This is a genomic window from Kribbella sp. VKM Ac-2569, from assembly GCF_004216905.1.
Lineage (GTDB): Bacteria > Actinomycetota > Actinomycetes > Propionibacteriales > Kribbellaceae > Kribbella.
This window is the reverse complement of the sequence record NZ_SGXJ01000002.1, coordinates 1,230,500-1,248,996: the sequence shown is the minus strand read 5'-3', so window position 1 is coordinate 1,248,996 and position 18,497 is coordinate 1,230,500. Positions and strand designations below refer to the sequence as shown.

Sequence of the window (18,497 nt, the reverse complement as noted above, 5' to 3'; positions counted from 1 at the left end):
TTGGTGGTCGGGCGCGCAGGCAGAAGTGCCGTTTTTCGTGCCGCGAACGGCAGATTTCGGGGGTTCTGCCTGCGTGGAGATCCGCCTATGACTTGAGGTTGGCGAAGCGGTTTCGGGTGTTGTTCGGGGCGGTCGGGTTCAGCCGGACGACCTCGGCGGCGATGTCGGCGATCGAGCGGTTCGCCAGTTCGCGGCGGTAGGTCAGCTCGGCGCCGCGCATCGCCTGCGAGATCACGCAGATCTTGGTGTAGTCGGCCTGCGCATCGGCGCCCGGACCTTCCTTGAGGATCTCCATGCAGCGGAACGCGTCGTCCGGCCCGTCGATGGCGACGACGATGTCGAGCAGGCTGATGTCGCCCGGGTCGCGGGCCAGCTGGAAGCCACCCTTCGGGCCCGAGACCGAGGTGAGGATGCCGGCCCGGGTGAGCGCCTGGAGCTGCTTGTTCAGGTATGCCGTGGGCAGGTTGTAGAAAGCCGCGAGCCGCTTGGCGGTGACCGCCTCACCGGGCGCCCAGCTGAGATTCACGCAGCTGTGCATCGCCCACTCGACGCCCTCGTTCATCTTCATAACCTGGATATTAGACGTCCAGAATAGCCACCGTCAAGAGGCCCGGCACCGAAGCGCCGGGCCTCGAGAGTCGTCAGCTGCCGACGCGGCCGCCGTCGCGGCGCCAGACGCAGGCGATCGCGGGGCGCGGGAACTTGTCGGTGTGCGGCCAGGTCGAGGTGGGCTTCTCGAAGGTCGCGTCGTCGGTCTCGCCCGGGTGCTGTACGGCGACGAACGCGGTCTTGTCGTCGTCGGAGACCAGCGGCCCGCACGCCTCGGAGGCGAACGGCACGGACAGGAACTGCTTGACCTGGCCGCGGTTCGGGCCCGCGACCGGAACGGTGAAGATGCCGTCGTTCGAGCCGAGCACGTTGCCGTCGGTGGAGATCCACAGGTTGCCGGAGCCGTCGAAGGCCACGTTGTCCGGGCAGGAGATCGGGCTGACCTTCGACTTGTCGAAGCCGCCGAAGTACGTCTCCTGCGCGGCCGGGTCGCCGCAGATCAGGAACAGGGTCCAGAAGAAGCCGGTCTTGGCTGCGTCGTCGCCCTCCTCGCTGATCTCGAGGATGTACCCGTTGCGGTTGCCGGCCTTCTCGACCAGCGGACCGCCCAGCGTCTCCCGCACGTGCGAGACGGCGAGCGGGTTCGCCTCGTCGACCGGGAAGCTGCCGCCGCGCTTGTCGTTGTTCGTCAGCGCGGCGTAGATCCGGCCGTTGACCGGGTTCCGCTCGACGTCCTCGGGGCGGTCCATCCGGGTGGCGCCGACCTTGTCGCCGGCGACCCGGGTGTTGATCAGCACCTCCTGCACGGACATGCCGTCGACGAAGGACTTCGTGTCCGAGGTCAGCGGGATCCACTGGCCGATACCGTCGTACACGCCGTCCGTGGTGCCGTCGCCGGTGAACTTGGCGACGTACAGCGTGCCCTCGTCGAGCAGGCCGAAGTTGTTCTTGCGGTTCTTCGGGTCGTACTTGCCGGCCGAGACGAACTTGTAGAGGTACTCGCCCTTCTCGTCGTCGCCGGTGTAGACCGCGATCCGCCCGTCGGCGGTGATCGTGACGGTCGCGCCCTCGTGCTTGAGCCGGCCGAGCATGGTCCGCTTCTTCGGCGTCGACCGCGGGTCGTACGGGTCGACCTCGACCACCCAGCCGGACTTGTAGACCTCGGTCGGCGTCTTGGTCAGGTCGAACCGCGGGTCGACGACGCTCCACTGCCGCGCGGACTTGGTCACGGTCGTCGGTACGCCGTACCGCTTGTAGGAATCCACGTGCTCGGCGGGGATCGTGCCGCTCACGTCGTAGTACCCGTTGAAGTTCTCCTCGCCGGACAGGATCGTGCCCCACGGCGTGACGCCGCCGGAGCAGTTCCCGAAGGTGCCGTAGGCAACCTTCCCGACGCGGGCGTCCGCGGCCGCCGGCCCGGTCACCTCGAACTTCGTGGACGCGGTGATCCGGCGGTTGTAGCGGGACAGTTGCTGGTCGCGGCGCCACTCACCCTTGCGGCCGACGCGCTCGATCTGGACGACGGCCATGCCGTGCGCGGCCATCCCGATCTTCGCGATCTCCGCGGCCGAGTACTTGCCGGTCGGGAACATCAGGTTCTCGTCGGTGTACTCGTGGTTGCAGACCAGCAATGCCACCCGGTCGTCGCGCAGCGGCACGATCATCGTGTAGTCGTTGTTGTACCCGAACTGCCGCGCCTGCGCCTCGGCGGACTGCTTGTACGGGTCGAACTTCGGCGCGCCCGGCAGCACCGGGTCGCCCCAGCCGATGATCACGGCCTGGTCGTACCCGTTCGGCACGACGATGTCGTCCTGACGGTTCGGCGGTACGACGCTGTGCGTCAGCTCACCGCGGTGGCCGAAGCCTGGGAAGGCGCCGTTGTCAGAGCCGTTGCCGGATCCGCGGCTGGTCTGGTCGGCGATCGCGGGCGCGTTGATCGCGAGCGTGGCGACACCGGCGGCGCCGACGCCGGCCGCGCCGATCGCGAGCACCTTGCGGCGGCTGAACGCGGAGCGCATCACGGTCTGGATGTGCTCGTTGCCGGACGTGTTCGGCTCGGGGTGGTCGCACTGGTTCGCGCACTTGAGTTCGCAGGTGCGGAGGGAGCGGGACCCGTGGCGGGTGCCGATCTGACTGATCAGCGGCAGGAACTTGGTCACGATCAGCGACCCTAGGGAAGCTGAGAGCCGACTGAGTGAAGGTCAGGTGAACGTCACACGGCTTAGGTTGACCTAAGAAAGCGAAGCGCAGTCGAACAATCACACTGCGGAAGCAGTGACCGCGGCGCGTTCGAGGGCGATGTTGCGGCGCCGGGTGTGCATGCTGTCGAAGGTGAACAGCGCCAGCGCGACCCACACCAGGCCGAAACCGAACCAGCGCATCGGCGTCATCTGCTCGTGGAAGATCACCAGGCCGCAGATGAACTGCATGATCGGCGCGATGTAATTCAGCAGCCCGAGCGTCGTCATCGACACCCGGGTCGCCGCGGCCCCGAACAGCAGCAGCGGTACGGCGGTGATCGGCCCGGTCAGCAGCACGAGCACGAGGTACGCCGTCCCGTGGTGGGTGACCGACGCGTCGCCGTGCAGCCCGAGGGCGATGATCCCCGCGACCGCGAACGGTACGACGGTGCCGGACTCGATCGCCATCCCCTCGATCGCGCCCGCGCCGGCCTGCTTCTTCGCCAGCCCGTAGAACCCGAACGAGAACGTCAGGATGATCGCCACCCACGGCGGCCGCCCGTTCTCGACGGTCAGTCCGGCGACGGCCACGAACGCGATCCCCAGCGCGGTCCACTGCACCGGCCGGAGCCGTTCCTTGAGGACGAAGACGCCGAGCAGGACCGTGAACAGCGGCGTGATGAAGTACCCGAGCGAGGTCTCCACGACGTGACCGTTGTTGACGGCCCAGATGTAGGTGCCCCAGTTCGCCGAGATCAGGAACGCCGCCGCGATCAACGGCCACCGCCGCCGCGGTTCCGCCAATAGGGCCTTCACGGCCGTGAACTTCCGCAGTACGACGACCAGGATCACGATCGTGACCAGCGACCAGAGCACGCGGTGAGCCAGCAGTTCGAGCGCCCCGGACTGGTCGAGAAGCTTCCAGTACAGCGGGAACAGCCCCCAGATCAGATATGCGGCGAACCCGTAGGTGAATCCTTTTCGCTGGTCTGGCACGGTGCTCAGACTATGCCTGACCGACAGCCGCATCCAATCGCTTTGCTCATGACGTGAGACGACCGCGGCCTCCCGCGTGGATACGCTGTGCGCGATTTGGCCATGGACCACAGGAGGAATCGGATGGCGCAGTCCCGCGGCAAGCTCATCGACGAGTTGACCGACGACGTCACACGTACGGCGCTCGCGTCGGCCAGTCTCACCGCGGAGGATCGCGTGCTGGCCGGGCAGCGTGTTCGGCAGGCGATCGCGGCGGAGGCCATGGGGGCGCACCGCGATGTGGTCGCGGCGACCGTCGGCGACAAGGACCGTCCTGAAGCGGAACCGTTCAGCGACTACTTGGCCAGCAACGACCGACCGCACGTCGAGCAGGACCAGGCGCGGCCGGAAACAGCAGCGGCACGAAAGCTGGCGGCGGAGCTGCTGGCCGCGGACGATCGGACGAACACCATGGACTCGGAGCGGACCGGGCGCGCCGAGGACTACATCGCGCACGCTGTCGTGTTCGCCGCGGAGGCGGCGGCCAAGAAGGCGCCCGGTGGACCGTCCCAGGCACCTGCTGCCGCCGCTGGTGCGGCAGCTGGTCCGGTCGTCGCCGGCAAGGCCGGAGTGCCAGCTGTCAAAGACGTAGGTGCGAACAGGCGCGGACCGTCCATCGGGTGACTCGCTGCGTGAGGCCGCTGGTGTGATGCGGTTGGATGGAGGAGTGAACACCAGGAGGCGCGCGTGGGTGTGAGGACCGGTCTGGTCTCGGTGACGTTTCGCCAGTTGCCGGTCGACCAGGTGGTGGAGGTGGCGGCGAAGTCCGGGCTCGCGGCGATCGAGTGGGGCGGAGACGTGCACGTCCCGCTCGGCAACCTGGTCAACGCCAAGCGGGTGCGGAACCTGACCGAGGTGCACGGCCTGCAGGTCGCGGCGTACGGCTCGTACCTGCGGGCCGGCAGCGTGGACCGCGAGGAGATGCGCTCCGCGATCGCCACCGCCGAGGCGCTCGGCGCGTCCCGGATCCGGGTCTGGGCGGGCAATGTCGGTACGGCGGATGCGGGCGTCGGCGACCGGATGGCCGTGACCCGTGGACTCGGCGAGCTCGCCGACATGGCCGCCGGCGCGGGGATCGAGATCGCGATGGAGTTCCATCGCAACACGCTCACCGACGAGGTCGACTCGACGATCACGCTGCTGCTCGACGTCGGCGCGCCGAACCTCACGACGTACTGGCAGCCGCCGGTCGATCTCGACGACGCGAAGTGCCTGCAGCAGCTCGAGGCGCTGATGCCGTGGCTGAGCACGGTGCATGTGTTCTCGTGGTGGCCGTCCAACAACCGGCTGCCGCTCGCGGGCCGGGAGTCGCTGTGGCGGCCGGTCCTCGACCGCCTCGCCGCCGAGCCGCGCGAGATCAACGCGCTGCTGGAGTTCGTCGCGGACGACTCACTCGAGCAGCTCGCCAAGGACGCCGCCGACCTGCAGAGCTGGGTCTAGTCGGGCAGGTAGATCGCCAGGATCAGGGTTCCCTTGGTGGGCTTGCCCTCGGCGATCGTCAGGGTGGCGCGCTCGGAGGGGCCGGCGCCGTGTGCGTCCCAGCCGATGCCCATGCCGCCGGCGTCCGACGCGACGCCGACGCCGGTCTCGGTCTTGCCGACCGTGAGACTGGCCCGGAACCCGCCGCCCGTGCCGAGTGGAGAGCCTCCGTAGGCGACGACGTACGGCTGATCCGCCGGAGTATCGGTCGCGAGGCGCCGGTCCGGGCCGGGCGCGGTCTTCACCTCGGCGAGCCGGTACCGGTATCCGGCCACCTCGGTCTGCTCCGGGAGTTCCATCCCGTCGATGACGCGCTGGGTACCCTGGAAATAGACGCCAAGGCCAAGCCGGACGTCCGGTGGAATCGGCGGGCGGACACCGTGCGTCGGCATCACCGTCGCGACCACGTCAACGCGTTGCCCGGCCGGTACCGGCGAGGCGATCGTCAGGCTGCTGCCTTTCACGGCGTCGGTGGAGCTCGCCTCGCAGGTGGACTTGAACGGCTGCCCGGGGCCGACGCGCATCTCGACCGTGTACGGCAGGTTGTCGCCGGCGGATCCCGCGTTCGCCGTACAGAAGTCGTGCAGGACCAGCTTGACTCCGGTCGCGGTGAAGCTGAACCGCACCTCGTTGCGTCCCGGGTCGGCGACCTTCGCGGCGGCCAGGGTGTCGCCGCCGACCGTCTTCCGGTAGACCACGCCGTCCTTCTGGTAGGCGCCCGCGTCGACCGGGGCCATCCGTGCCGGTGCGCCGTTGCTGCTCGGCGGCTCGGACGGTGTGGAGTAGATGCCGAACCAGATCCGGCTGTCCTTGCCGACCGGCCGTTGGGTCTCCAGGTCGATCAGCTCGGCGGAGACCTGCGCCGGCTTGCCGACCGGAGAGACCAGCCAGAAGGCGGAGTCCGGCGCGAAGGTGACGCCGCTGGCCATCGCCCACGCCTCCGGGCCGGTGCCGCAGCTCGCGTCGCCGACGTACCAGCCGTTGATGCGGAAGCGGATCGTGGACATGCCGCCGGCGGCCTCGCAGTCGGCGTGGAAGGTGATCGAGTTCGTGGTCGGGGTCCACGCGAACGTCAGACTGCTCTGGCCGCGGTCGCCGATCCATGCCTTGAGCAACTTGTCGCTGCCGACCGTTCCGGGGACCGTGAGGCCGTCCCTGGTGTAGTCCTCGGGTGGGGTGTCGGCCGGTGGCGTCGGGCTCAGGTTGGGGACGAGACCGGCCGCGACGGCCGCGAGTACGGCGACCACGCCGAGCGCGGTGAACGTACGGCGCTGCTTGGTGCGGCGGATCTTCTGCCGCACACCGGGTAGCAGATCGCCCGAGTGCTGGTCGGCGGAGGTGGCGCGGGTGGCGAGCTCGTCGCGCAGGTCCTGGAGGTTCATCACGGGGTCTCCAGATCTGCTGGGGTGGCAAGGGAAGGGTCGAGGCGGAGCTTGGCGAGAGCCTTGGCGGTCTGGCTCTTGACGGTGCCGACGGAGCTGCCCATCAGGCGGGCGGTCTCGGCCTCGCTGAGGTCTTCGTAGAAGCGCAGTACGACGACCGCGCGTTGCCGGCGGGGGAGACGGCCGATGGCGTCCCAGAGGTCGAGTCCGTCCTCGCCGTCCGCGGTCGGGGCGTCGGGCAGTTCCTCGGTCGGGATCTCGCCGTTCCAGCGGCGGCGCCACCAGGAGGAGTACGTCGTGACCAGGATCCGCCGGACGTACGGCTCCGGGTTGTCCTCGTGGATCCGGGACCAGTGGAACCACGCCTTCGCCAGCGCGGTCTGGACCAGGTCCTCGGCCAGCGCGTGGTCGCGGGTCAGCAGGTAGGCGGTCCGCAGCAGGGCCCGCGAGCGCGCGGCGACGAACGCGTCGAAGGTGTCCGTGCCGTCGTGCACCGCGGTCACCCCCGTCGCCAAGACGCCGTCGTCGATGCTCACATCCTGCTGGACCGGCTGGCCGTTCCGGAAAGTTGCCTGCCGTGTCGGAAAGTCTGCTGTCTGTCGGAAATTTCCCGCGAGCGCTGGCCAAGAGGCGGAAAATGACGGAATGCTGTTCCGGGACAGATTCCTTCACCGCCCCGGAGGTGTCCGATGTCCATCACTAGACCGTTGCCGCGGCTGTTCGCCGTACTCCTGCTGTTCGTGGCGACCCTCACCGCTTCACAGGTCGTGGCCACGACCGTCGCCCACGCGGACGGCTGTTACACGTGGGGCCGCACTCTCAGCCAAGGCATGTCCGGCGCGGACGTGCGCCAGCTGCAGATCCGGGTCTCTGGCTATCCCGGATACGGCGCGCACCTGGCGATCGACGGCGAGTTCGGCCCGGCGACGAAGGCCGCGGTACAGCGATTCCAGGCGGCCTACGGGCTGGCGCAGGATGGAGTCGCCGGTTCGGCCACGTTCACCAAGATCTATGCGCTGCAGGACGACGACTGCACGCCGATCCATTTCACGTACGCCGAGCTCGACGACGGCTGCGGTGGATCGGGGTACGACGGCGGTCCGCTGTCCGAGGCAGCGACCAAGGCCAACGCGCTCGAGACGATGTGGCACCTGGAGGCGATGCGGCACGCGCTCGGTGACCAGCCCCTCACCATCACCAGCGGTTTCCGCAGCTACTCGTGCAACAGCCAGGTCGGCGGTGCCAGTGACAGCCAGCACCTCTACGGCCGGTCCGCGGACCTGGTCGGTGTCCACTCGCTCTGCACCCTCGCCAAGCAAGCTCGCTACCACGGCTTCGGCGGCATCCTCGGCCCCGGCTACCCCGGCCACAACGACCACACCCACGCGGACATCCGCACCAGCAACTACTGGAGCGCCCCGAACTGCGGCATCTAATCCAGCGGACGATCTCCGAAGTCGGTGAGCGGCGGTAGCCCGAGCGCTACCGCCGCCGCCAACCGATCCCAACCGACGCGCCCGAACGGCTCCACGCCGGCGGCGAGGTCGTTCTCCAAGGTGCGAGCGGCCTGCTCAGCCGCGTCACGCTCCACGTCGCTGACCAGACCAACCGCGTGCGCTTCCTCCAGCTCATCCCAGTCCTCGGTGCCAACCGTCCCGTCCGGCCGCCGGAAGGGATCCAGCTCCAGGTCCTCGAACGTCCACTCCGCCCCGGCCATCACCGGCGGCGTACTCACGTCGACGTGGATCAGCCCGCTCGCCCGGAAGTACGCGAACCACCAACCATCGTGCGGAGCGAGCTGCACAGAATGCTCACCCGGACCACCAGGGCCGAGCTGGGCGACCTCGCAGAACTCGCCGTTGTCGCCGCGGAACAGCGAATGCGCCGGCGTGTAGAACCAACTCCCGAACGCATCGGTCCCCATCGGATACGCCGACCACAACCCAGACCCCTGCGGCCGTTTGCGTTTGCGGATGTACGTCGGGTTCACAGCAGCTGGCTCACGGTGTGGATGGTGAGGCCGACCAGGGCACCGACGACGGTGCCGTTGATGCGGATGAACTGGAGGTCGCGGCCGACGTGGAGTTCGATGCGGGCGGCGGCTTCGCGGCCGTCCCAGCGTTCGATGGTGTCGGAGATGACCGAGACGATCTCGCGGCCGTACGTGCGGACGACGTACCCGACGGCCTCGGCCGCGCGGCTGTCGACCTTCGCGCGCAGCGACTCGTCGTCCTGGAGTCGCTGCCCCAGCTCCTGCAGGGCCCGGATCGCCCGCGCCCGGAGTGTGCTGTCCGGGTCGTTGATCGAGTCGATCAGGGCGGTGCGCATCGCGTCCCAGACCGCGGTCAGGCTCGAACCCATGTCCGGGTGCGTCAGCATCCGCGCCTTCCACGCCTCGAACCGCGCCATCGTGTCCGAGTCGTGCTGCAGATCGTGAGCCAGCTGCCCGAGCAGCCGATCGATCGCCCGCCGCGCCGGATGCGACTGGTTGTCCCGTACGTCGGCGAGCCATGCCAGCGCCTCGCGGTGGATCCGGTCGATCACCATCCGGTCCACCCAGTGCGGTGACCACCGCGGCGCCCGCGGCCCGACGACATCCGCCAGCAGGTCCCGGTTGTCGGCCAGCCAGTCGTGTGCCTCAACGAGCAACAGGTCCAACAGAGCGTGGTGGGCGCCGTCGTCCACCACCGACTCCACGAAGTGCCCGGCGATCGGGCTCAACGGCTCCTTCACGAACCGCGGCAGCAACGATCCGCTCACGAACGCGGTCACGTCGTCGTCGCCGAGTTTCGGCAGCGCCGCCCCGACCGTCCGCGCGCCTTCGGCCACGATCCGCTCGGCGTGGTTGCCGGCGGCAAGCCACTCACCGGCCCGCCGACTCACCTCCGCGGTCCGCATCTTCTCCGCGACGACCTCCTCGGACAGGAAGTTCTCGGTGACGAACTGCTCCAGGCTCTCGGCGAGGCTGTCCTTCCGGGTCGGCACGATCGCGGTGTGCGGGATCGGCAGCCCGAGCGGACGCCGGAACAGCGCCGTCACCGCGAACCAGTCCGCCAGCGCGCCCACCATCGCCGCTTCGGCCGCCGCGTTCACGTACGCCCAGCCGCCGCTGCGGTGCAGCGTCACCACGTAGATCACCGCTGCCAGGACCAGCAGCGCCAACGCCACTGATCGCATCTGCCGCAGCCCACGCCGCCGTACCAGATCGGCCGCGCCGAAGGTCAAGGTCGCCATACACCGATCTAACCAAGTCGGCGGTGACGAACCCCTCAGGCAAGTACCTGAGTGGACCCGCGTCGTTCCATGAGACCGGAGATCACGGCCAGGATCAGCCCGGCGACGGCGAGCGCGGCGCCGAGGCGGCTGGGCCATTCGTAGCCGTAGCCGGCGGCCAGTACGACGCCGCCGAGCCAGGCGCCGAGTGCGTTGGCGATGTTGAGCGTGGAGTGGTTCAGCGACGCAGCCAGCGACTGCCCTTCGTGCGCGACGTCCATCAGGCGGGTCTGCAACGCCGGCACCAGGATGCTCGCGGAGCAGCCCATCGCGAACACACCGACCAGTGCGCCCGGCCGGGTCTGCGCGAGCCAGCCGAACATTCCCAGTACGACGGCCACCGCGACCAATCCGCCGTACACGCTGCCCATCAACCACCGGTCGGCGAGGCGGCCACCGAGGACAGTGCCGACCGTCATGCCCACGCCGTACACGCCGAGCACGATCGTCACGGCGGACTCGGAGAAACCGGACAGTTCCGTCATCGTCGGCGTGATGTACGAGTACGTCGCGAACATCCCGCCGAACCCGACCATCCCGACCAGCAACGCCATCCACACCTGGGGCCGGGCCAGCGCGCTGAGCTCGCTGCGGACGTTGACATCGCTGCCGACCGGCTGCGGCGGCACCCAGAACCAAACCGCGACCAGCGTCAGCAACCCCAGTACGCCGACCGCGAGAAACGGCACCTGCCACCCGAGTTGCTGCCCGAGCAGGGTCGTCAAAGGTACGCCGATGACGTTCGCGACCGGGAGACCGACCATCGTCATCGACACCGCCCGCGCCCGCCGATCCGGCGCCACCATCGACGCACCGACCACCGCGCCGATCCCGAAGAACGCGCCGTGCGGCAGGCCGGACAGGAATCGCGCGGCCAGCAGGAACTCGTAGCTCGAGGCAACCGCCGACAGCACGTTGCCGACCACGAACACCGCCATCAGCCCGAGCAGCAACCGCTTCCGCCCGGTCCGCGCGCCGAGCGCCGCGATCACGGGAGCGCCGACCACGACACCCAGCGCGTACGCCGAGATCACGTGACCGGCCGTCGGGATCGAGATGTGCACACCCTCCGCGATCTGCGGCAGCAGCCCCATCGTGACGAACTCAGTGGTCCCGATCGCGAACCCACCCGTCGCCAGCGCGAACAACGCAAGATTGACGTGTCGGGCAGTGTCAGGAGCGACTGAACTTGTCACGCCTGATTCTCGCACTGGACCGCCAGGCCATCACAATTCGCCCACCCGGCGGTTGCTGAGCGCAGAGACCCCAGGACAGAGCTCGTTGTGATGGCCTGGCGGTCCGCGTCATGCAAGGATCCGGCATGGCCAACTTCGGGGACTATCAGTTGCAGATCTACCTGCAGGGGATGTTGCAGGGGGTGACGCCGGAGATCACGACCGACCTGGCGCGGCTGGAGTCGCAGGCGGCTGGGAAGTTGCCGGCCGAGGCGATGGGGTACGTCGTGCCGAGCGCCGGCGAAGGCTCGACCGCACGGGCCAACCGGGCCGCGTTCGACCGCTGGCGCCTGGTGCCGCGGATGCTCCGCGGCAGCACCGAGCGCGATCTCTCCTGCACGATCCTCGGTACGGCGATGCCCGCACCGGTCCTGGTTGCGCCGATCGGCGTACAGACCCTCGCGCACCCGGACGGCGAACTGGCGACCGCGCGCGCCGCGAACACCCTCGGCCTGACCTACACGCACTCGACGCAGGCCAGCCACGCGATCGAGCAGATCGAGGCAACCAGTAAGTGGTTTCAGCTGTACTACCCGACCGACCGCGACGTCTGCCTGAGCTTCCTGCAGCGCGCGAAGGCCGCGGGGTACGCCGTACTCGTCGTCACCCTGGACACCGGGACGATCGGCTGGCGGCCCGCCGACCTGGACCGTGGGTTCCTGCCGTTCCTGAAGGGGGAGGGGCTGGCGAACTACTTCAGCGACCCGGCGTTCCGGGCCAAGCTGGCCAAGCCGATCGAGGAGGACCCCGGCGCGGCGGTGATGCACTGGGCGCAGATGTTCCCGAACGTCGGCCTGTCCTGGGACGACCTGTCGTTCCTGCGCGACAACTGGGACGGACCGATCGTGCTCAAGGGCATCACCCACGTCGAGGACGCCAAGCTCGCGGCTGAGCACGGCGTTGACGGCCTCGTCGTCTCGAACCACGGCGGCCGCCAAGTCGACGGCGCGATCGCCTCGCTGGACGCACTCCCGGCGATCGCGGACGCGGTCGGCGAACAGCTCACGATCCTCTTCGACTCCGGCGTACGCACCGGCGCTGACGCAGCCAAAGCACTCGCCCTGGGCGCGAAAGCGATCCTCCTAGGCCGCCCGTTGCTCTACGGCCTAGCGCTGGCCGGCCAAGCCGGCGTAGAGCACGTCCTCCGCTGCTTCCTGGCCGAACTAGACCTAACCCTCGCCCTCTCCGGCCACGCCAACCACCGAGAACTAAACCGCGACTCGGTAGTCCGCGCATGAAGGCGGTTGTGTTTGATTTGGACGATACGTTGTTCGATCACACGGGGTGTGCGGTGGCGGGGCTTCGGAGTTGGGTGACGGGGCTTGGGATTGCGCCGACGGATGAGTTGGTCGCTGAGTGGTTCGTGATCGAGGAGGATCAGTTCGGACGGTTTCTGGCCGGGGAGCTCACGCATCAGGGGCAGCGGCGCGGGCGGCTGCGCGCGTTTCTGCCGGTGCTCGGTCGGCCGGTGCCGGCGACGGACGCCGAGTTGGACGAGGTGTTCGAGGGGTACCTCACGCAGTACGTGAACAACTGGATCGCCTACCCTGACGCGCGTCCTGCGCTGGAAGTTGCTCGGGGCAACGGATGGCGGATCGGCGTGCTCACCAACGGCAGCACCCGGCAGCAGAACGCCAAGTTGCAGGCGATCGGACTGGCCGACTTGATCGACGTCGTCTGCACCTCGGAGTCGCTCGGCTTCAGCAAGCCCGACCCGCGCGCCTATCAGAGGGTCTGCGAAGCGCTGGGAGTCGATCCGTCCGAGGCGCTGATGATCGGCGACAACCTCGAGCTGGATGTGGTGGCTGCACAAGCGGCCGGCCTGGCCGCGCGGCATCTGGACCGCGCGGCCGGGCAGACCTTGCTCGAGCTGCTCTAGTTCACGGTCCAGGTGTCCGCGCCGGTGACCAGGGACTGCAGGTCGCCGGTGCCCTGGGTTTCCTGGGCGGTGGTGATCTGCTGGCGGACCAGGTCGTCGTACGCCGGGCGCTCGACGGACCGGAACACGCCGATCGGGGCCTGGTGCAGGACGCCGGCGTCGGTCAGCCGGGACAGGGCGAACGCGTACGCCGGATCGTCGGTGTGGGCATCGTGGACGACCAGGTCCGACTCGCCGCCGGGCAGGTCGGCGACCTCGCGGACGGCCAGCGAAGCGAAGCCGTCGCGCACGACGCCGAGATGCCCGTCGGTACCGAACCGGATCGGCTCGCCGTGCACGAGCGGGATGATCGCGTCGTCCCGGGTCTCCGGGTCCTTGAACGCCTCGAACGCGTTGTCGTTGAAGATCGGGCAGTTCTGGTAGATCTCCACGAACGCCGTACCGCGGTGCTCGGCCGCGGCCCGTAGCACCGAGGTGAGGTGCTTGCGGTCCGAGTCGACGGTGCGCGCCACGAACGTCGCCTCCGCGCCGAGCGCCAGCGAGACCGGGTTGAACGGGTTGTCCACCGAGCCCATCGGCGTCGACTTCGTCACCTTGCCCGGCTCCGACGTCGGCGAGTACTGCCCCTTGGTGAGGCCGTAGATCCGGTTGTTGAACAGCAGGATCTTCAGGTTCACGTTCCGCCGCAGCGTGTGGATCAGGTGGTTGCCGCCGATCGACAGCGCGTCGCCGTCACCGGTCACCACCCACACGCTCAGGTCCGGCCGGGCCGTCGCCAGCCCGGTCGCGATCGCCGGCGCGCGGCCGTGGATCGAGTGCATGCCGTACGTCGACAGGTAGTACGGGAAACGGGACGAGCAGCCGATCCCGGAGACCATCGCGACGTTCTCGCGCTTGATCCCGAGCTCGGGCAGGAAGCCCTGGAAGGCCGCGAGTACGGCGTAGTCACCGCAACCCGGGCACCAGCGGACCTCCTGGTCCGACACGTACTCCTTGCGGTTCTGCGGCTCGGTCGCGGCCGGGACGCCGTGCAGACCGTTCGGCAGGCTCGGCATACCGAGCTCTACGGTGCTCATCGTGCTCCCTCCGTCTTGAGATGACCGTTCTGGTCGGCCAGTGCCTCGCCGTGCTTGACGGCGGCCGCGGCCGCCCCCAGGTGGCGGGCGTCGTCGTCGATGCCTTCGGTCTCCTCGACCAGGTTGCCGATCACCTCGGCCAGCTCCGCGGCGCCGAGCGGCATACCGCGGACCTGCGCGTACGAGACCACGTCGACCAGGTACTTGGCGCGCAGCAGCATCGCCAGCTGGCCGAGGTTCATCTCCGGCACGAGGACCTTGTCGTACGACTTCAGCACGTCGCCGAGGTTCGACGGGAACGGGTTCAGGTGCCGCAGGTGCGCCTGGGCGATCTTGCCGCCGACCTTGCGGACCCGGCGGACAGCGGCGCCGATCGGGCCGTACGTCGAACCCCACCCGAGCACCAGGACCTTCGCCGTACCGTCCGGGTCGTCGACCTCCACCGGCGGGACGGCGATCCCGTCCACCTTCGCCTGGCGGGTGCGGATCATCAGGTCGTGGTTGGCCGGGTCGTAGGAGATGTTCCCGGTCTTGTCCTCCTTCTCCAGACCGCCGATCCGGTGGTCCAGGCCCGCCGTACCGGGCACCGCCCAGGCACGGGCGAGGGTCTCCGGGTCGCGCAGGTAGGGGAGGTACTTCGGGGCGCCCTTGTCGTCGGTCGCGTTCGGCTCGACGGTGAAGTCCGGGTCGATCGTCGGCAGGTCCTCGATGACCGGGATCCGCCACGGCTCGGAACCGTTCGCCAGGTAGCCGTCGGACAGCACGATCACCGGCGTGCGGTAGGTGATCGCGATCCGGGCCGCCTCGACCGCGATCGCGAAGCAGTCCGCGGGGGACTGGGCGGCGATCACCGGCAGCGGCGCCTCGCCGTTGCGGCCGAACATCACCTGCAGCAGGTCGGCCTGCTCGGTCTTGGTCGGCATCCCGGTCGAAGGGCCGGCGCGCTGGATGTCACAGACCACCAGCGGCAGCTCGAGCATCACGCCGAGACCGATCGTCTCGGACTTCAGGCTGATGCCCGGACCGGACGACGTGGTGACGCCGAGGGCACCGCCGAACGACGCGCCCAGGGCGGCGCCGACACCGGCGATCTCGTCCTCGGCCTGGATCGTGGTGACGTTGAACCGCTTGAGCTTGGACAGCTCGTGCAGTACGTCGGACGCCGGGGTGATCGGGTACGCACCGAGGACCAGCGGCATACCGGCCCGCTGGGCGCCCGCCACCAGGCCGTACGCCAGCGCCAGGTTGCCGGAGATGTTCCGGTAGGTGCCGGTGGCCATGTGGGCCGGCTTCACCTCGTACCGGACCGAGAACTCCTCGGCGGTCTCACCGAAGTTGTAGCCCGCGCGGAAGGCCGCGATGTTCGCGTCCCGGATGTCCGGCTTGGACGCGAACTTGGTCTGCAGGAAGGTGATGGTCGACTCGACCGGCCGCTGGAACAACCAGGACACCAGGCCGAGCGCGTACATGTTCTTCGCCCGGGACGCGTCCTTGCGGGTCAGGCCGAACTCCTTGACCGACTCGACCGTCATGCCGGTCAGGTTCAGCGGTACGACGTGGTAGCCGTCGAGCTCGCCGGTCTCCAGCGGATTCTCGTCGTACCCGATCCGCTTCAGGTTGCGCGCGGTGAAGTCCGCGGTGTCGACGATCAGGGTCGCGCCCCGCGGCACGTCCTTGAGGTTCGCCTTCAGCGCCGCGGGATTCATAGCGATCAGCACGTCGGGCGCATCACCCGGCGTGAGGATGTCGTGGTCGGCGAAGTGGAGCTGGAACGACGACACTCCCGGCAGGGTTCCGGCTGGTGCCCGGATCTCCGCTGGGAAGTTGGGCAGGGTCGACAGATCATTGCCGAACGATGCCGTTTCCGCTGTGAACCTGTCCCCCGTGAGTTGCATCCCGTCGCCGGAGTCGCCGGCGAAGCGGATCACCACGCGGTCGAGCTGCTTGACCTCGATGGTCACTGTTCTGTTCATCTCCAAGTCGAAGCTTGGGTCGTCCAGCCACCTTGTGGGTGACAGGTCGATCCCCCCGTCAGGGCGATAACCCCAATATTAGTTCGCCCTTAGAACGGAATCATGCGGAAGCCCCAGTGGTCCACAGCCTGGGACGTGGTGTTACAAGGTGATCCGGTCGGGTAGGGGCGAAACCGGTCGGGGTCACCGTGTGCAAGCGCTCGCTTGCGATCAGGAGTGAGAACCGGCAGGGTGACCTCATCTAGCTGTGAATTCAGGGAGTTGCTTCATGCGCCGTGTGCTGATCGGACTGCTGACTTTGCTGATGCTGGGGTGCGCTGCCCCGATCGCATCCGCGGTCCCGTCACCGGCGCGGACGGCGAAGATCTACAGCATTCGTACGACGGACGCGACCAAGGGCGTGATCACGGTCGTCGGAACGTTGTCGCCGGCGCCCGTCACGGGCACCCGGATCCCGTTGCACCAGTGGATCCCGTCGCTGAAGCGCTGGCAGGAGGTCGCGCACGGGTACTCGTCGGGCAGCAGCGTGACGATCACCACGGTGCAGCCCGGGTCGATCCGGACGTACCGGATCGCTGTCGGCCCGCAGGCGCCGTACACGGCGGCGATCTCGCCGATGATCAGCTTCAAGCACTACGTGTGGCGGGGGATGTTCAAGAAGGGCCTGAAGGCCGCGGGTGGGGCGGGCCAGCCGCAGTTCACCGTCGTACCGCCGAAGGAGGGGCCGCGGCGGGCCGAGGCGGACCTGCTGGCGAACCAGGGCGGGTACGTCTGGGGTGACGTCGACTCGACCGGGTGCCGGTACTCGCGGAACTGGCTCGGCAACCTCACCGACGGTCTGGTCCGGGTGTCGCTGCACAACGGGACGACGGCGCTGACCTCGGTCCGGATGCAGCAGGAGACCGAGACCTGGCTGAACTACGACGTCACCGGTGTGACCCGCCTGCGCCTCCAGGTCGCCGACGTCCGCTCCGGCTACGGCCCGTACGTCTCGATCGACTCCCTGCTTCTCTGCACGAACTAGCTAGACTGCTGCCGTGTCGGAGAGCTATGGCGTCATCGCCGCGGTGGTCGCGCTCGGCCTCGTCGGGCTGCTCGGTGCCTTCGCGCTGAACAAGGCGCTGACGGTCACCTATCCGACCGAGGGCAAGCTCAAGACCTACGAGTCGGGTGTCGACCCGGTCGGCGAGGGCTGGGCCCAGGTCCACATCCGGTACTACCTGTTCGCGTACCTCTACGTGATCTTCGCCGTGGACGCGATCTACCTGTTCCCGTGGGCGACGATCTTCGCGACCCTCGGCGTCGCGACCCTGATCGAGATGTTCGTCTTCCTGGCCTTCGTCGCCGTCGGCCTGCTGTACGCGTACCGCAAGGGCGTCCTGCGCTGGACGTGACCGCTGACTTCGAGGGGGAACGGATGGACCTGCACCGCGACGCGGTGGTGGCGGATGCGCACAACGATCTGCTGATGCTGGTCGCGCGGCGGCCGAAGGAGGTCTGGTCGGCGTACTTCAGGGAGCGGTGGATCCCGCAGTTGCGGGACGGCGGTATCGACGTCCAGGTGCTGCCGGTGTTCATCGACTCGGAGTTCCTGCCCGAAGGGGCGCTGCGCGAGACGCTCCGGATGATCGAGGCCGCGCACCGGATCGCGGAAGCGAACGCCGACGAGGTCGCGCTGTGTACGGCGCCCGGCGACATCGAGGCCGCGACCGCGGCGGGCAAGATCGCGCTGATCCTGGCCCTCGAAGGCTGCCCGCAGATCGACACCGACCTCGAGCTCCTGCAGACCCTCCAGCGACTCGGCGTCCGGATGGTCTCGTTCACGCACTTCGGGCGCAGCGCGCTCGGCGACGGATCGGGTGAGGACGCGACCGGAAGCCGACTGACGCACGCCGGCGTCGAGGCAGTACGGCTCCTCGAGGAGCTCGGCGTACTCATCGACGTCTCGCACGTCGGCCGCACCGGCACCGAGCACATCCTCGAGCTCGCCACCAGGCCGGTCGTCGCCTCGCACTCCAGCGCGTTCGCGCTGCGCGAGCACCACCGCAACCTGACCGACGAGCAGTTGCGTGCGATCGCCGCGACCGGCGGCGTGATCTGCGTGAACTTCTTCGCCGGCTTCCTGACCACCGCCGAGAAGCCGACCGTCGATCACCTGGCCGACCACGTGCTGCACATCCTCGACGTCGCCGGCGAGGACCACGTCGGGCTCGGCAGTGACTTCGTCGCGGAGGTCTTCGGCGAGAAGATCCCGGCTTGCGACCGGCCGGTGGTCGTCCAGGGCCTCGACGCCGAGCTGTACGTCCCCGGCCTCGAAGGCCCGGCCGGGATGCCGCTGGTCACCGACGCCCTGCTGGCCCGGGGACTGCCCGAACCAACCATCCGGAAGGTCCTCGGCCAGAACCTGGTCCGGGTTCTCTCATCCAAGGAGTGACG

18 protein-coding genes are annotated in these 18,497 nt (G+C 68.6%); 8 read left to right on the top strand and 10 right to left on the bottom strand.

Annotated elements, in window-relative coordinates:
* Nucleotides 1-85: 85 nt before the first annotated feature.
* The 3 genes from EV649_RS19220 to rarD all read right to left on the bottom strand — a co-directional run bounded on the left by EV649_RS19220 (nucleotide 86) and on the right by rarD (nucleotide 3,725).
* Nucleotides 86-568: an Rrf2 family transcriptional regulator gene (locus EV649_RS19220; RefSeq protein ID WP_130384795.1), complete on the bottom strand. Its 483-nt coding sequence runs from the start codon at nucleotides 566-568 to the stop codon at nucleotides 86-88.
* 73 nt (nucleotides 569-641) lie between these two features.
* Nucleotides 642-2,708: a PhoX family phosphatase gene (locus EV649_RS19215; protein WP_241998356.1), complete on the bottom strand. Its 2,067-nt coding sequence runs from the start codon at nucleotides 2,706-2,708 to the stop codon at nucleotides 642-644.
* Between the two features lie 99 nt (nucleotides 2,709-2,807).
* The gene (rarD, locus tag EV649_RS19210; protein WP_130384793.1) at nucleotides 2,808-3,725 is read right to left on the bottom strand and encodes an EamA family transporter RarD; all 918 of its coding nucleotides are present in this window, start codon (nucleotides 3,723-3,725) and stop codon (nucleotides 2,808-2,810) included.
* Between the two features lie 123 nt (nucleotides 3,726-3,848).
* Between rarD and EV649_RS19205 the strand changes: the two genes are divergently transcribed.
* Together EV649_RS19205 and EV649_RS19200 are read left to right on the top strand one after the other, a co-directional pair.
* Nucleotides 3,849-4,388 (top strand): hypothetical protein, encoded by a 540-nt coding sequence (locus EV649_RS19205; RefSeq protein WP_130384792.1) that lies wholly within the window; start codon nucleotides 3,849-3,851, stop codon nucleotides 4,386-4,388.
* 63 nt (nucleotides 4,389-4,451) lie between these two features.
* A complete protein-coding gene (locus EV649_RS19200) occupies nucleotides 4,452-5,204 on the top strand; it encodes a TIM barrel protein (RefSeq protein ID WP_130384791.1) in 753 nt (250 codons plus the stop codon).
* Here the strand turns inward: EV649_RS19200 and EV649_RS19195 are convergent.
* Nucleotides 5,201-6,625, bottom strand: coding sequence for a hypothetical protein (locus EV649_RS19195; protein ID WP_130384790.1), 1,425 nt, complete (start codon nucleotides 6,623-6,625; stop codon nucleotides 5,201-5,203). The genes EV649_RS19200 and EV649_RS19195 overlap by 4 nt on opposite strands.
* Entirely contained in the window at nucleotides 6,625-7,161 is a 537-nt protein-coding gene (locus tag EV649_RS19190) for a SigE family RNA polymerase sigma factor (RefSeq protein WP_347233135.1), read from the bottom strand. Before EV649_RS19190 ends, EV649_RS19195 begins: the two co-directional genes overlap by 1 nt.
* 153 nt (nucleotides 7,162-7,314) lie before the next feature.
* Between EV649_RS19190 and EV649_RS19185 the strand changes: the two genes are divergently transcribed.
* On the top strand, nucleotides 7,315-8,061 hold the full coding sequence (locus EV649_RS19185) for a D-Ala-D-Ala carboxypeptidase family metallohydrolase (RefSeq protein ID WP_130384789.1): 747 nt from the start codon (nucleotides 7,315-7,317) through the stop codon (nucleotides 8,059-8,061).
* On the opposite strand, the gene EV649_RS19180 is transcribed toward EV649_RS19185, so the two are convergent.
* Genes EV649_RS19180 through EV649_RS19170 form a run of 3 tightly spaced genes read right to left on the bottom strand, consistent with a single transcriptional unit; the run spans nucleotide 8,058 to nucleotide 11,094 of the window.
* Nucleotides 8,058-8,615 (bottom strand): DUF402 domain-containing protein, encoded by a 558-nt coding sequence (locus EV649_RS19180; protein WP_130384788.1) that lies wholly within the window; start codon nucleotides 8,613-8,615, stop codon nucleotides 8,058-8,060. The two genes, EV649_RS19185 and EV649_RS19180, sit on opposite strands and share 4 nt — an antisense overlap.
* A complete protein-coding gene (locus EV649_RS19175) occupies nucleotides 8,612-9,859 on the bottom strand; it encodes a DUF445 domain-containing protein (protein WP_130384787.1) in 1,248 nt (415 codons plus the stop codon). Before EV649_RS19175 ends, EV649_RS19180 begins: the two co-directional genes overlap by 4 nt.
* Before the next feature lie 35 nt (nucleotides 9,860-9,894).
* Complete coding sequence (locus tag EV649_RS19170) at nucleotides 9,895-11,094, bottom strand: MFS transporter (protein WP_241998355.1); 1,200 nt, start codon at nucleotides 11,092-11,094, stop codon at nucleotides 9,895-9,897.
* A gap of 125 nt (nucleotides 11,095-11,219) precedes the next feature.
* On the opposite strand from EV649_RS19170, the gene EV649_RS19165 reads away from it, so the two are divergent.
* Both EV649_RS19165 and EV649_RS19160 read left to right on the top strand, forming a co-directional pair.
* On the top strand, nucleotides 11,220-12,371 hold the full coding sequence (locus EV649_RS19165; protein ID WP_130384785.1) for an alpha-hydroxy-acid oxidizing protein: 1,152 nt from the start codon (nucleotides 11,220-11,222) through the stop codon (nucleotides 12,369-12,371).
* The gene (locus EV649_RS19160; RefSeq protein WP_130384784.1) at nucleotides 12,368-13,012 is read left to right on the top strand and encodes an HAD family hydrolase; all 645 of its coding nucleotides are present in this window, start codon (nucleotides 12,368-12,370) and stop codon (nucleotides 13,010-13,012) included. The genes EV649_RS19165 and EV649_RS19160 overlap by 4 nt, the downstream gene beginning before the upstream one ends.
* Here EV649_RS19160 and EV649_RS19155 read toward each other — a convergent pair.
* Together EV649_RS19155 and EV649_RS19150 are read right to left on the bottom strand one after the other, a co-directional pair.
* Complete coding sequence (locus EV649_RS19155) at nucleotides 13,009-14,088, bottom strand: 2-oxoacid:ferredoxin oxidoreductase subunit beta (protein ID WP_198682561.1); 1,080 nt, start codon at nucleotides 14,086-14,088, stop codon at nucleotides 13,009-13,011. The genes EV649_RS19160 and EV649_RS19155 overlap by 4 nt on opposite strands.
* Nucleotides 14,085-16,061: a 2-oxoacid:acceptor oxidoreductase subunit alpha gene (locus EV649_RS19150; RefSeq protein WP_241998353.1), complete on the bottom strand. Its 1,977-nt coding sequence runs from the start codon at nucleotides 16,059-16,061 to the stop codon at nucleotides 14,085-14,087. The genes EV649_RS19155 and EV649_RS19150 overlap by 4 nt, the downstream gene beginning before the upstream one ends.
* 268 nt (nucleotides 16,062-16,329) lie before the next feature.
* Between EV649_RS19150 and EV649_RS19145 the strand changes: the two genes are divergently transcribed.
* Genes EV649_RS19145 through EV649_RS19135 form a run of 3 tightly spaced genes read left to right on the top strand, consistent with a single transcriptional unit; the run spans nucleotide 16,330 to nucleotide 18,495 of the window.
* A complete protein-coding gene (locus EV649_RS19145; protein ID WP_130384783.1) occupies nucleotides 16,330-17,085 on the top strand; it encodes a hypothetical protein in 756 nt (251 codons plus the stop codon).
* Nucleotides 17,086-17,098: 13 nt separating this feature from the next.
* Nucleotides 17,099-17,455, top strand: a complete 357-nt coding sequence (locus EV649_RS19140) for an NADH-quinone oxidoreductase subunit A (protein ID WP_130384782.1) — start codon at nucleotides 17,099-17,101, stop codon at nucleotides 17,453-17,455.
* 23 nt (nucleotides 17,456-17,478) lie between these two features.
* Nucleotides 17,479-18,495 carry a dipeptidase gene (locus EV649_RS19135; RefSeq protein ID WP_130384781.1) on the top strand — a complete coding sequence of 339 codons (1,017 nt, stop codon included), beginning with the start codon at nucleotides 17,479-17,481 and terminating at the stop codon, nucleotides 18,493-18,495.
* Nucleotides 18,496-18,497: the final 2 nt, after the last annotated feature.